The sequence below is a fragment of the Salimicrobium flavidum genome (assembly GCF_900156645.1).
GTDB classification, from domain to species: domain Bacteria; phylum Bacillota; class Bacilli; order Bacillales; family Halobacillaceae; genus Salimicrobium; species Salimicrobium flavidum.
Genome location: NZ_FTOC01000005.1, coordinates 69,084 through 81,747 on the forward strand (window position 1 = coordinate 69,084; position 12,664 = coordinate 81,747).

The following is a 12,664-nucleotide window of genomic DNA, read 5'->3' on the forward strand; positions in this document are numbered from 1 at the left end:
GCCCCTCCTTTTACTCTTACGGTTACTTTATCAAAAACGGAAAGAAATGAAAAGACAGCCCTATTATAAGAGCTGTCTTATGCTTCTTTTCGCTGGATCAGAATGTCATAGCCGTCTTTCGCATTTTCGATGATACACCGGCGAGGTGCTTTCATGAAATGGTACAGATAAAGAAAGTCTGTAAAAGACATAGCAAAATTCACCGAAGTGATAATCATGAAATAAACGAAATAATCCGGAAACATGAACGCCATCATATAAGAAGGTATGGTGATGAACAGTGTCGGTCCCATTGCCATCAGTATAGATGTGCGTTTCGAGAGTTTTGATTTGCATTGATAGAAGAAAGTCGGAAAGACCCGTCTTCTGAATTTGAAGAACACTTTCATCCGTTTATAGGTGAGCATCAGTGGCAACATGTGCATTAAACGATGCAGCAAAGGTAAAAGGAATAATACGATGACTACTGGTAACAGACCATAGTCTTTGACGTCATTTGATCCATGATACATGGATAAAGGTATGAACAAAAAAAGAAACGATAAAAGTCCGATCAGAGCAGAAAAGATGTAAATACGATTGAGGCCAAATTCTTTATTGATGTTTACTGATTTCCAGCAGTTCATCATATAGAATCCCTCCTTTGCTATATTTATTTAGTAGGCATTTTGTTTAAAACTTAGTATGATAGAAGAAGAACAGTATCTTTTCCCGTCACAAAAGGAATCATAGTATGTTTGAGAAGAAAAAGCAACCGTTTTTTAAAAAGAATTTTCAATGCGTGGGAAAAGGCGTCAGCACAGGCTTGAAGAACTTTTTTCGCAGGAAAATCTATTGGCTGTTTGTGACTGGACAATCCCCCTTTACTATTTGTAATTTTGGATGCAAAAAAGTAAGCCAGTTCTCCATCTTTTTCTGGAAGATATGATTAAGAAAAGGACATCTGGTGAAGTTTATGAAGAAGCGTGAAACTGCTACAGGATTTAGAAGGAAAGTTATGTTCTGATTCATTGGCGTTTCATTATGGAGGGAGGCGGATCGACTTGAACTGAATTCTATTGATACTTCGGCAAAGCCATAAGAAGAGGAGGTCTATGAAGAATTAGTTAATATATTGATGATCTGGGATAAAAAAATAACCGGCAATAAAGCCGATTACTTTTTTGTAGGGAGGGTAAAGACCAGAGATAGTCTCATTTTTTCTGAGAATCGATAAGGTTACAAAAAGCTTCCGCAATCCATTCATGAAAAATCTTCATTTCCTCCGTACGTTCGTACAGATAGTTCGCCTGCTCCGCAATGTTTTCCTTGTGAAAGGTCCGATGACTTTCTCTCATATCCATTTGCAGATGGCTGATGTTGTTTTTGTGTTCGTTAGCTGCCTGCACCCAATTTTCAATAAATGAAGAAAGAAAACTTCGATATAACTCTTCATTAGCCTGGTAAAGGTCTTTTCGTACGCCTTTGACCCAGACTCTTTCTACAAGTCCCTGATCGAGAAGACTACGGATCCCTGTACTCATAGAAGTTTTACTTTTACCGAGAAACTCGCTCATTTCGTCTAAAGTCATCGGAGAGGGGTTAATGTATAAAGTGATAAACAATCGTGCGTCCCCGGGAGCCAGACCGAACATTTCCAGAGTTTTTGAAAATTCATGTATCGTTTTTGTTTGAAATTCCTCTAGCTTGGGATGGTTCGTTTTATCCATAGAATCCTCCTCCAGTGACGAACTAATCATAGAGTACTATAACGGCAAAAAACTCTAAAATAGCAAGTTGGGTAGTATTTTCGAGTAAAAGAGCGGAAAAAAAAGAAAACACCCATATTTATCTTGTACAGTTTAAACTGTACGTAATTTTTGAACTGAATCAGGTGTGTATTTAGTTTGAATTTTTCATATCAAATAGGTTATAGTATTACACGTGCTTAATAAAAACGTAATCAAACGAAACAAAAGACGCTGTTAACGAAAGAGGTGAGGGTATTGCCAGTAATCGACGTAAAGAATTTGTCGAAGATATTTGGTAAGAACGCTAAAAAAGCGACCAAATATTTAGATGAGGGTTTATCGAAAGAAGAAATATTAAAGAAGACAGGTAATACTGTCGGGGTCAACCGCGCGAGTTTCAGTGTGGAAGAAGGGGAGATCTTCGTAATTATGGGTCTGTCCGGAAGTGGTAAGTCCACGCTCGTCCGTCTCGTGAATCGACTGATCGAACCGACGGAAGGAAGCGTAATAGTAGACGGGCAAGACCTGGCTAAGATGGATCAGAAGTCTTTAAGGGAAGTCCGTCGTAAGAAAATGAGTATGGTTTTCCAACGTTTTGCACTCTTCCCACACCGGACAATCGCTGAGAATGCGGAGTTCGGACTGGAAGTTCAGAACATCGATAAAGAAGAGCGAAGAAAGAAAGCGGCGGAATCGCTTGAAATGGTCGGCCTGAAAGATTATATGCACCAGTTTCCCGGCCAGCTCTCCGGTGGAATGCAGCAGCGTGTAGGACTTGCACGTGCGCTTGCAAACGACCCGGAAGTCCTGTTAATGGATGAAGCTTTCTCTGCACTGGATCCACTTATCCGTAAAGATATGCAGGATGAACTTCTTGAACTTCAACAATCAATGAAAAAGACGATTCTTTTTATTACGCACGACCTTGACGAAGCACTCCGTATAGGAGATCGTATCGCTTTGATGAACGACGGTAAAATCGTACAGATCGGTACACCGGAAGAAATTCTGATCAACCCTGCGAATGATTATGTAGAAAGATTCGTGGAGGATGTGGATCGTTCCAAAGTGTTGACGGCAGAACATATCATGAAACGTCCGGAAACGGTGGATATTGAAAAGCACGGTCCTCGTGCAGCTTTAGAGCGTATGAGAAAAGAAGGACTCTCAAGCATCTACGTTACGGATGCCAAACGGAATCTGGAAGGTTATGTCACTGCGGATGATGTATCTGCGGCAGTGAAAAATGATGAGAACAGCCTGAAAAATATTTTACGCACTGAAGTCTTACAGGTTGATAAAGGAACACCAATACACGATATCTTTGCTGTCATTCACGATGCGACAGTACCTGTTGCCGTAGTGGAAGACGGGAAGCTGAAAGGGATTATTGTTCGTGGAGCAGTTATTGCTGCGTTGTCGGGAAGTGAGGTGAGTTTGAATGGGGATCATTCCTGAAATTCCGGTAGCTGAATGGATTACAGCAGCTACAGAGGGAATACAAGAAGCACTAGCACCGATTTTCACATTCTTACGGGATGATTTTGGAGATTTCATTGAAGTATTCGCAGAAGATTGGCTGATGGGAGTGCCGATTTGGTTATTCATCCTGGTCATCGCGGTCCTTGCGTTTTTCGCTACAGGTAAAAAATTCGGCCTGGTCGCTTTTACAGTGCTAGGGTTGTGGTTTGTAGCCAACCAGGGTCTCTGGGAAGAATTGATGAACACTTTTACTCTGGTTATATTTGCCAGTCTGATATCGGTGATCATCGGGGTGCCATTCGGGATATGGATGGCCAAGAGTAAGCCGGTCGAAAGTATTCTGACTCCGGTTCTTGATTTTATGCAGACGATGCCGGCCTTTGTTTACCTTATTCCGGCCGTTGCATTCTTTGGTATCGGTATGGTCCCGGGTGTATTCGCATCAGTCATCTTTGCTACCCCGCCGACGGTACGTTTCACGAATCTGGGTATTCGTCAGGTGTCCGGAGAGCTGATTGAAGCATCTGATGCTTTTGGTACTACCGGAGCACAGAAACTTCTTAAAGTTCAGCTTCCAATGGCGAAGAAAACGATTATGGCTGGTATTAACCAGACCGTAATGCTCGCCCTTTCCATGGTTGTTATCGCGTCCATGATCGGTGCGAAAGGACTTGGTCAATCTGTTATCACAGCGCTTCAACGTGCGCAGGTCGGACCAGGGTTCGTTGCAGGTTTCGGTATCGTTATTTTGGCTATCATCATTGATCGTTTCACGCAGAATCTCAATACACAGCGTGGCGACAATCCATAAAAATTGGAGGAAAGGTGTAACAAGCCTTTGCTATATATTTAAAATCAGAAAAAAGGGGAGATTTACATGTTTAAATTAGACTGGAAACGTCTAAGTATGACAGCCGGTTTGTCTTTGACACTACTAGCTGCAGGTTGCGGATCCGATGAAGGTTCAGATAGCTCTGGAGAGGACTCCGGTTCTGAAGGAAGCGGTGGAGAATCCACTGAAGAAGTGAATTATAGTGAACAAATGAACTATGAAATCACTGGTATCGAAGCTGGTGCCGGGGTTGTAGCTTCTGCTCAGGAAGCTGTAGAAACATATGACAGTCTTTCCGGATGGGAAGTTTCCACTTCTTCTTCCGGTGCTATGGCGACCGCTCTGGGTGAAGCAATCGATAATGAAGAGCCGATTGTTGTTACCGGTTGGACACCACACTGGAAATTCGCTGAATATGACCTTAAGTATCTTGAAGACCCGGAAGGATCTTTCGGTGATGCAGAACAGATCAAAACAATGGTGAAAACTGGGCTGCAGGATGAAAAGCCGAATGCTTATACTATCCTTGATCAGTTCCAATGGGAATCTTCCGATATGGAAACTGTAATGCTTGAAATCCAAAACGGCGCTGAGCCTGCTGAAGCAGCTAAAAACTGGATTTCCAACAACGAAGATACTGTATCTTCCTGGACAGAAGGAACTGAAGAAGTTGACGGTACTGAAGTTGAACTTGTATACGTGAACTGGGATTCTGAGATCGCTTCTACAAACGTAGTAGCTGAAGTTATGAAACAACAAGGATTTGATGTGACGATTACACCATTGGACAATGGTCCGATGTGGAGTGCTGTCGCAAACGGAGAAGCTGACGGTATGGTAGCTGCATGGTTGCCAGCCACTCACGGTTCCCAAATGGAACAGTATGGCGAGCAGATGGAAGACCTTGGCGCGAACCTAGAAGGCGCTAAAATCGGTCTTGTAGTTCCTGAATATATGGACGTAGAGTCTATTGAGGACCTTCAACCAGCTGAATAATGTAATTCAAAAAAACAGGGCCCGGCTACGCCGGGTCCTGTTTTTATAATTAGCTCTGTTATCGTTTATTGTTGATTTTCGTCCCTTCGGGTGGAAGCTTGCCGCGGGCATGACGTAAACTTCCGGAATCTCTCTACGTTCGATTCCGGTGATTTTCCGTTCATGCTTCTCCCGCAGGCGTCTCCACCCTTCGTTCCTAAAATCAACCACAGGCTTTAACAGAGCCTATCCTTTAATAAACAGCATACAAAAAGAGTTTGGACAAAACGAATAACAGCAATCAATAACCGAACATTCGAGACGATGCCCATCCTTTTATGAAGAACAACACAGAGACTCCTGCGGGAACAGCACGTGCTGAAGACCCCCATGATCAAGCGATTTTCTTGATTATGGGGCGGCTTGAAGCCGTGCCCGCGGAAAGCGATGGGTTGTTCTATTAATCCTTTTATAAACAGCGTACAAAACAAAAACCGAACACTATCGTTCGGTTTTTGTTTTGTACTATTTAGTTTTGTCCCAAGCTCGAATAAAAAACACCCATATCGGGTGTTTTTTTATTCTGAATATTCTTCTGATTCGACTGTACGATGCTGTTTCGCTTTTTCTTCAAGATCTGCAAGACTTTCTTCAATCTGTTCAAGGTATTTTTGGATGTTTTTCTGATGAGGGGCAATCGTTTGTTTCCATCCTTCGACAGAGGCACTGATATCTTCGCTCAAATGACGAATGAGGGAAAGGGTTTCTTTCGATGATTTGTTAACCTGTTCTTTGATTTGGCTGCTATCTTCTCTGTATCCGCTTAGAACGCGCGTCAACTCTTTACTTTTTAAAACGGCGTTCGAGCGGAATTCTCTTCCGGAAGAAGGAGTGCTGAATAGAACATATAAAGCACCGGCGGCTCCTCCGGAAACGATACCCATAACAAACGGTTTAATTCGGACCATAGTGATTCCTCCTTTACTCACTAACGTGAACCTACTTATTAATTTCTCCTATTATGTATGCGTTTAAACCTCAACCTCTAAAAATGGGTGTACGGCCGCTCAAAGCGGCCATGCCCTTCAGATTAAGATACGCGGAGTGCCTGTGACGGGGAGTTTCTCATGATTCTCAAAGAAACGGGATGCAAGACCATCATAAGCACAGTATTTAGGAGAGCTGTCGGAAGTACGACAGTAAGGAACATAGCTGTGAATCCTGCGTCCATCAGTCCGATCACGAACAGGATTAGACCGAGAAAGATAGAACCGCTGATGAGAGTTCCTACTGCTGTGAGAACAGCAGCCTTGATACGTTCCTGTTTGAATCTCTGCAGTCCAATAACGAGGGTGAATACGATAAGGCCGGTAAGCGGTTTTTCAATCAGGTTTGCAATTTGACCTCCTGGAGCAGTTGTGGTCAATGCAGAAACGATACCGGTCGCTACAGATAGTACAAGAACATAAGGTATCCTGGGGAACATGATGATTCCGAGGAACATCATCGCCAGAAGCATATCCGGTCTCATACCGAAAAATATCGGCGGCATAACGGCATGCAATACAGCACCTATTCCTACAAACAACGACAGCAACACTAAAATACGGGTATTCATCTAATCTCTCCTCTTCTAAGCTTCTCTTTATTCACTACAGACGTATCCTCGTGATCGACTGCTAGTGTGTTATCAGTATAACAAAAGACCCTTCAACTTTCTAAGAAATCTTTTCTTTGATTTTTTCAGCAGTTTCCTGTAGTTGTTCCTGCGTGGTAGATTCACTGTTATCTTCCCACTTCAATCCAAATCCGTCTCCCTGTCCGTACCTTGGCAGGACATGGATATGTAAATGGAATACAGACTGGTGAGCTGCTTCATCATTATTATTTACAATATTCACTCCATCTGCTCCGAACGCCTCTTTGACCGCAGTGGCGATTTTAGGGATGCGCGCGAATAAGTTGGAGGCTACCTGTGGGTGAGTTTCATAGATGTTCTTTGTGTGTTGTTTCGGTACTACAAGCGTGTGACCTTTGGTTACTTGACTGAGGTCAAGAAAGGCGTAGACTTCTTCATCTTCATAAACCTTCGCTGATGGAATATCTCCATTAACTATTTTACAAAAAATGCAATCTGACATATAATCCCCTCCTTGATGAATATTGTATCATAACAGAGCGTGTGAACTGTAACAAGACGGTAAACTATGGTACTATTTTTTAAGATGGGTCGGAATTTAAATCAAAGAAAAGAGGGAATTGATTTGGAATCATTGTTACATATAGATGAACTGTACGGAGGCTACACGCGGAAAAACGTACTACATGGGATTTCCCTTCGCGTAGAATCGGGAGAGATCGTCGGTCTTATAGGTTTGAACGGGGCCGGCAAAAGTACAACCATCAAACATGTGATAGGCATGATGGAAGCGAAACAGGGGAGCGTCTCCATTAATGGAACATCTTTTCGGGAAAATCCGGAGACGTATCGTCAGCAGCTCGCTTATATTCCTGAGATGCCGATTTTGTATGATGAACTCACGCTTGAGGAGCATCTGCGTTTGACCGCCCGTGCTTATCATATTGATGAAGATACGTTCAACAAAAGACTACCGCCTTTATTGAAAGAGTTCCGCATGGAAAAAAGGTTGCACTGGTTTCCAGTCCATTTCTCCAAAGGAATGCGCCAGAAAGTGATGATCATGTGCGCTTTTTTGATTGAACCTTCTCTCTATATCGTGGACGAGCCCTTTGTCGGTCTTGATCCTCTGGGGATCCAGTCTTACCTCGAATGGATGGAAAGAATGAAGAAAAATGGGGCAGGCGTCCTTATGTCCACTCATATTCTTGCAACAGCTGAAAAGTATTGTGACCGTTTCATTATTCTTCATGAAGGAGAGGTGCTGGCAGAAGGCACCCTCAGTGAGTTGCAGGATAACTTCTCCATGCCTGGAGCTTCTCTTGATGATATATACGTCCGGCTGACGAAGGAAGAATCCTATGATTGATGCTAAACGATTTTGGAGAGATCGAATGAGTGAGCACGTAAAAGAATTGAACCGGTACACCCGTTATATTTTCAATGGTCATATTGCGGTTGTATTGTTCTTTCTTTTTTCAGCGGGTGCTTATTTTTACCAGCAATGGTTGCAGACCATCCCTGATGATTTTCCGGCCGCCTGGGTAGTGGCTGTCGCTTTTGGAAGTATCGTAACGTACAGTCCGGTGCGCACAATGATCAAGGAACCGGACCTCGTGTTTCTGCTTCCGGCGGAATTCGAATTGAAAGATTATTTTCGTCGTTGCCTGTACTACAGTTATATAATTCAGCTGTACATCATTTTTCTGGCGGCTGCAGCTCTTGGACCTCTTTACTTTACGGTTTATCCGGAGCTCGGGATGAATCACTACCTGCGAATCATAGCATCGATGCTTGTCATAAAAGGTGTAATCATGGTTTCGAATTGGTGGATGCTACAAGAGCGTCAGCCTGGTGTCCGCCTGATGGATCAGGCCTTGAAGTGGGTATTAGCCGTTACACTCTTTTACTTCGCGGCGGTGGGAAGGCCCATCTTTGCTATACTGGTGTTCCTTTTGATCACCGGACTTGCTGCCTATGCATGGAAACTATCGAAACAAAAAGCCGGGCTTGCCTGGGACTTACTGCTCGAGAAGGATCAGGCGCGAATGAAGGTGTTTTACAGAATGGCGAATATGTTCACGGATGTTCCTCACCTGAAAAGCAGTGTGAAACGGAGAGCGTTGCTTGTGAAGCTTTTGACAAGCCGGATCCCTCTATCCCGGAAGACTACCTATACGTATTTGTATCGGATCACTTTTGCGAGGTCAGGGGATTATAGTGGGATGTATGCCCGCCTTGTGGTCATTGGAGCTATTGCCATCTGGATGGTGCCGAATATATGGGTGAGTATCATCGTAGGTATTCTTTTCCTTTATTTGAGCGGCTTCCAGATGATTACGTTATGGCATCACCATCGTACTATTGCCTGGTTGGATATTTACCCGGTTTCTTTTGATCAGAGAAAGGAAGAACTGCTCAAATTTCTGAAACAGCTCCTCCTTTTTCAGACGATTGTCTATATAATTGTCTTCACAGTACAGGCATTGTGGATGGGCGCACTTCTGACGGCTACTGGAGGCTTCTTGTTCAGTTGGCTGTTTACAGAGACGTTTGTAAGAAAACGTCTGATTTGATTGTAAATTGAAAAAGTATTCAGAAATCGGTTGACGGAGCCTGATGCAAGCATCTATAATTAGACGAAATCAAACAAAAAATATTGGACTCTTATCCAGAGAGGTGGAGGGACTGGCCCTTTGAAACCTCGGCAACCATCGTTATAAAGCGGAATGGTGCCAAATCCAGCAAAGCTGATGCTTTGAAAGATAAGAGGCCGACCGTATACATACGTGTAGAAGTCGACCTCTTTTCTGGAGGTCGATTTTTTTGTTAGGAAGGGGTTTCTGACAAATGGTATATGAAAGAGATACGAAACTTGCACAAGTCGGTAATAAAACGGATCCGAGGACAGGAGCCGTGAACCCTCCTGTTTACTTCTCCACGAGTTATGCCCATCCAGGGATTGGAGAATCGACAGGCTATGACTATACAAGAACCGAAAACCCGACACGGGCTGTGCTGGAAGAAGCGCTTGCAGACCTTGAGAAAGGGGATGGAGCTGTGGCATGCAGTTCAGGCATGGCGGCAATCCATACCGTTTTCGGTCTTTTCCGGGCGGGGGATGAAGTAGTCGTTCCATATGATCTGTATGGAGGAACCTACCGGCTTTTTGAAGAAGTACTGACGAGATACGGTATAAATTTTCGTTATGCGGAACTGACGGATCCCACGACCTTCGAAAAAGAAATAAACGCAGAGACGAAGGCGATTTTCCTCGAGTCACCGACGAATCCTCTCATGCAGGAAGCGGACATTTCCGAATATGCCTCTCTTTGTGAGAAATATGATTTGCGGCTGATCGTGGATAACACTTTTTATACGCCTCTTCTGCAAAATCCTCTCTCCGAGGGAGCGGATATAGTTATTCATAGTGCAACTAAATATCTAGGGGGACACAATGATGTCCTTGCCGGAGCAATCGTCACAAAAGGAGAAGAACTTACAACAGAAATCCGCAGATTGCAAAATGGAATCGGGGCTGCGCTCTCTGCGATGGATTCCTGGCTGTTGATGAGAGGGATGAAAACGTTGCACCTCCGTATGAAGCAGCACGAAGAGAATGCGAGGGATATCGCTTCATTTCTCAAAGAACATGAGGGTGTGAAAGAAGTTCTATACCCGGAACGGGGCGGCATGCTTTCGTTCCGGGTGAATAGGGAAGAACAGGTTCCTGTTTTTCTTAAATCGCTCAGCCTCATCACTTTCGCCGAAAGTCTTGGAGGGGTGGAAAGTTTTATAACTTACCCTGCGACTCAAACCCATGCAGATGTGCCACGCGAAAGAAGGATTAAATACGGAGTCGATGATTGCCTGCTCCGTTTTTCGGTCGGCGTGGAAGATAAGGAAGACTTGAAGAAAGATCTGGCGCAGGCGTTGAATCTTTCTCATGCGGGTCATAGTGATAATATCAATATTCCTAAACACGCTTAAAAACTACTACTGAAAAAGGAGATGTTAGAATGACGAAAAGAAGCCTGGAACAGCGATTAGAAGATGGAACCGTGATTGTAGGAGAAGGGTATCTATTTGAACTGGAACGGAGAGGGTATTTACAAGCAGGTACTTTTGTTCCTGAAGTGGCCATCGAAAATCCCGAGGCCCTGAAACAAACCTATAGGGATTATATGCTTGCCGGTTCTGATGTCGTACTTGCGTTCACCTACAATGCTCACCGGGAAAAGATGAGGATCATCGGGAAAGAAGATTTGCTTGAGCCATTGAATCGGAATGCCATCCGTCTGGCGAAAGAAGTTGCGAAGGAGCATCCAAGAGAAGAAGCACTAGTAGCGGGGAATATTTCCAATACGAATATTTTCGACCCGGAAGATGAAAACAGTAAAGTCCAGGTCCGTGAAATGTTCAGGGAAATGATTTCATGGTGCAAGGAAGAAGGGGTGGATTTCGTAAATGGAGAAACTTTCTACTACCATGAAGAAGCACTTATAGCCCTTGAAGAAATAAAAAGAGCAGGTCTTCCTGCAGTAATCACCCTAGGACTCATGGGTGAGAATATCTTGCGTGACGGCTACACCGTTGAAGATTCCTGTGCTTCTCTGAAAGGGAACGGGGCGCTTGTGGCAGGGATGAACTGCTTCCGCGGGCCTGCGACCATGCAACCGTATATTGAAAAGATAAGAAATAAAGTGGAGGGATATGTCGGAGCGCTGCCGATTCCGTATCGCACGACAGAAGAACATCCGACCTTCTTCAATCTCCCTGATGGAGGATGCAGCTGTACTCTACCTACGGAAACGACATTCCCGACCTCCCTTGATCCTCTTTACCACAACCGTTATGAATTGGCAGAGTGGGCGAAAGAGGCGCATGATATCGGGGTGAATTATCTCGGTCTATGTTGCGGTGCTTCTCCGGCTATGATCCGCGCTGTCGCTGAAGCAGTTGGAATCGAAACGGTGCAATCCAAGTATTCCCCTGATATGCATAAGCACTTCCTTTTTGGAGAGGAGGAAAGTCTGAACGAAGCGAATCTCACGTATCGCACGAAAGCATAAAAGAAGTCCCGGAATAGTCTTCCGGGACTTTTAGTTTGCAGGATCACTGACCGGGGAAGGAGGTAAGAGAAAAAGATTTAGGAGGAGACGACGTTGCTATTCAAAGGTACACACATAACTAACCCAACAAGATCATCGCTGATTCTGATCATCACCGGTTTCCTTCTTATAGGAGGGGGATTCTTCTTCTTCGCTTCTCTCGGAGAAGAAGTGCTCGAGAGGGAGAAATTCGCCATTGATGGGGCGGTGAATGATTTCGTCAGCAACATCAATCCGCCATGGATGTCGGAGACGATGGGGTATATAACAGAAGCGGGCTCGGTATGGTTTTTGACGTTGCTCTCCCTCATCGTAATTGCGTACCTTCTTTTCATATCAGATAAGAGTAAGTGGATTACGCTTTTTTTTGCTATAAATATGCTGGGTATCAGTGCACTTACAAAGGGGCTGAAGCTATCGTTCGAACGCCAGCGCCCGGAGGTGATCGAAGCTTATGATGGTGTAGGTTACAGCTTTCCGAGCGGGCATGCCACAGGTGCAATCGCATTTTATGGTTTTATGATTTATCTGATGACTGTCAGTAGATTTTCTCCTAAAACGAAATGGATTGTGAATATTCTGTTAGGGCTTTTCGGAGTGACTGTTGCTGTCAGCCGCATTTTCGTCGGAGTCCATTATTTCACCGATGTTCTTGCGGGGATCGCTCTCAGTACTGCCTGGTTGCTCGTTTCGATTGCGGCTCTTGAAATTATGTTGTTCAGGAAGAGGAGAAATACGAGGAAAAAAGAAGAAGCTCTATAAAAGAAGGGGCTTCGAGAAAAGATGATTCTTATTATAACAGCTGCCCTGAATATTTATTTTCAAGGTAGCTATTACAAAAGCATGGAAGAAAACTGCATAGAACAAAACAAAAACCGAACACGATCGTTCGGTT

At 44.0% G+C, this 12,664-nt stretch carries 13 protein-coding genes and 1 riboswitch; of the genes, 8 read left to right on the plus strand and 5 right to left on the minus strand.

Annotation, left to right across the window (positions count from 1 at the left end; genetic code table 11):
- Positions 1-77: 77 nt before the first annotated feature.
- Together BW944_RS08500 and BW944_RS08510 are read right to left on the minus strand one after the other, a co-directional pair.
- Positions 78-629, minus strand: coding sequence for a DUF3267 domain-containing protein (locus tag BW944_RS08500; RefSeq protein WP_076558695.1), 552 nt, complete (start codon positions 627-629; stop codon positions 78-80).
- Between the two features lie 564 nt (positions 630-1,193).
- Positions 1,194-1,709, minus strand: a complete 516-nt coding sequence (locus BW944_RS08510; protein ID WP_076558700.1) for a GbsR/MarR family transcriptional regulator — start codon at positions 1,707-1,709, stop codon at positions 1,194-1,196.
- A 276-nt stretch (positions 1,710-1,985) separates the two neighbouring features.
- Between BW944_RS08510 and proV the strand changes: the two genes are divergently transcribed.
- The 3 genes from proV (at position 1,986) to BW944_RS08525 (ending at position 5,040) form a co-directional block, all read left to right on the plus strand.
- Positions 1,986-3,188 carry a glycine betaine/L-proline ABC transporter ATP-binding protein ProV gene (proV, locus tag BW944_RS08515; RefSeq protein WP_076558702.1) on the plus strand — a complete coding sequence of 401 codons (1,203 nt, stop codon included), beginning with the start codon at positions 1,986-1,988 and terminating at the stop codon, positions 3,186-3,188.
- Positions 3,172-4,023 (plus strand): ABC transporter permease, encoded by an 852-nt coding sequence (locus tag BW944_RS08520; protein WP_076558704.1) that lies wholly within the window; start codon positions 3,172-3,174, stop codon positions 4,021-4,023. Before proV ends, BW944_RS08520 begins: the two co-directional genes overlap by 17 nt.
- 66 nt (positions 4,024-4,089) lie before the next feature.
- Positions 4,090-5,040: a glycine betaine ABC transporter substrate-binding protein gene (locus BW944_RS08525; protein WP_076558708.1), complete on the plus strand. Its 951-nt coding sequence runs from the start codon at positions 4,090-4,092 to the stop codon at positions 5,038-5,040.
- Between the two features lie 557 nt (positions 5,041-5,597).
- Here BW944_RS08525 and BW944_RS08530 read toward each other — a convergent pair.
- The 3 genes from BW944_RS08530 to BW944_RS08540 form a co-directional block, all read right to left on the minus strand.
- On the minus strand, positions 5,598-5,987 hold the full coding sequence (locus tag BW944_RS08530; protein ID WP_076558713.1) for a YtxH domain-containing protein: 390 nt from the start codon (positions 5,985-5,987) through the stop codon (positions 5,598-5,600).
- Between the two features lie 122 nt (positions 5,988-6,109).
- A complete protein-coding gene (locus BW944_RS08535) occupies positions 6,110-6,637 on the minus strand; it encodes a tryptophan transporter (RefSeq protein ID WP_076558716.1) in 528 nt (175 codons plus the stop codon).
- A 100-nt stretch (positions 6,638-6,737) separates the two neighbouring features.
- Positions 6,738-7,160: an HIT family protein gene (locus BW944_RS08540; protein ID WP_076558718.1), complete on the minus strand. Its 423-nt coding sequence runs from the start codon at positions 7,158-7,160 to the stop codon at positions 6,738-6,740.
- A 123-nt stretch (positions 7,161-7,283) separates the two neighbouring features.
- Here BW944_RS08540 and BW944_RS08545 point away from each other — a divergent pair, with 123 nt between their 5' ends.
- The 5 genes from BW944_RS08545 to BW944_RS08565 all read left to right on the plus strand — a co-directional run bounded on the left by BW944_RS08545 (position 7,284) and on the right by BW944_RS08565 (position 12,531).
- Positions 7,284-8,027 (plus strand): ABC transporter ATP-binding protein, encoded by a 744-nt coding sequence (locus BW944_RS08545; protein ID WP_076558720.1) that lies wholly within the window; start codon positions 7,284-7,286, stop codon positions 8,025-8,027.
- Positions 8,020-9,234 (plus strand): ABC transporter permease, encoded by a 1,215-nt coding sequence (locus BW944_RS08550; RefSeq protein ID WP_076558722.1) that lies wholly within the window; start codon positions 8,020-8,022, stop codon positions 9,232-9,234. The genes BW944_RS08545 and BW944_RS08550 overlap by 8 nt, the downstream gene beginning before the upstream one ends.
- Before the next feature lie 88 nt (positions 9,235-9,322).
- Positions 9,323-9,430: riboswitch (SAM riboswitch) on the plus strand.
- A gap of 78 nt (positions 9,431-9,508) precedes the next feature.
- On the plus strand, positions 9,509-10,648 hold the full coding sequence (locus BW944_RS08555) for a methionine biosynthesis PLP-dependent protein (RefSeq protein WP_076558724.1): 1,140 nt from the start codon (positions 9,509-9,511) through the stop codon (positions 10,646-10,648).
- Between the two features lie 29 nt (positions 10,649-10,677).
- Entirely contained in the window at positions 10,678-11,730 is a 1,053-nt protein-coding gene (locus BW944_RS08560) for a homocysteine S-methyltransferase family protein (protein WP_076558726.1), read from the plus strand.
- Positions 11,731-11,823: 93 nt separating this feature from the next.
- Positions 11,824-12,531 carry a phosphatase PAP2 family protein gene (locus tag BW944_RS08565; RefSeq protein ID WP_076558728.1) on the plus strand — a complete coding sequence of 236 codons (708 nt, stop codon included), beginning with the start codon at positions 11,824-11,826 and terminating at the stop codon, positions 12,529-12,531.
- Positions 12,532-12,664 lie beyond the last annotated feature (133 nt).

Bases quoted from the DNA above. Each gene is read 5' to 3' on its own strand.
- BW944_RS08500 (WP_076558695.1), bottom strand. From the start codon at position 629: ATGATGAACTGCTGGAAATCAGTAAACATCAATAAAGAATTTGGCCTC.
- BW944_RS08510 (WP_076558700.1), bottom strand. From the start codon at position 1,709: ATGGATAAAACGAACCATCCCAAGCTAGAGGAATTTCAAACAAAAACG.
- BW944_RS08520 (WP_076558704.1), top strand. From the start codon at position 3,172: ATGGGGATCATTCCTGAAATTCCGGTAGCTGAATGGATTACAGCAGCT.
- BW944_RS08525 (WP_076558708.1), top strand. From the start codon at position 4,090: ATGTTTAAATTAGACTGGAAACGTCTAAGTATGACAGCCGGTTTGTCT.
- BW944_RS08530 (WP_076558713.1), bottom strand. From the start codon at position 5,987: ATGGTCCGAATTAAACCGTTTGTTATGGGTATCGTTTCCGGAGGAGCC.
- BW944_RS08535 (WP_076558716.1), bottom strand. From the start codon at position 6,637: ATGAATACCCGTATTTTAGTGTTGCTGTCGTTGTTTGTAGGAATAGGT.
- BW944_RS08540 (WP_076558718.1), bottom strand. From the start codon at position 7,160: ATGTCAGATTGCATTTTTTGTAAAATAGTTAATGGAGATATTCCATCA.
- BW944_RS08550 (WP_076558722.1), top strand. From the start codon at position 8,020: ATGATTGATGCTAAACGATTTTGGAGAGATCGAATGAGTGAGCACGTA.
- BW944_RS08555 (WP_076558724.1), top strand. From the start codon at position 9,509: ATGGTATATGAAAGAGATACGAAACTTGCACAAGTCGGTAATAAAACG.
- BW944_RS08560 (WP_076558726.1), top strand. From the start codon at position 10,678: ATGACGAAAAGAAGCCTGGAACAGCGATTAGAAGATGGAACCGTGATT.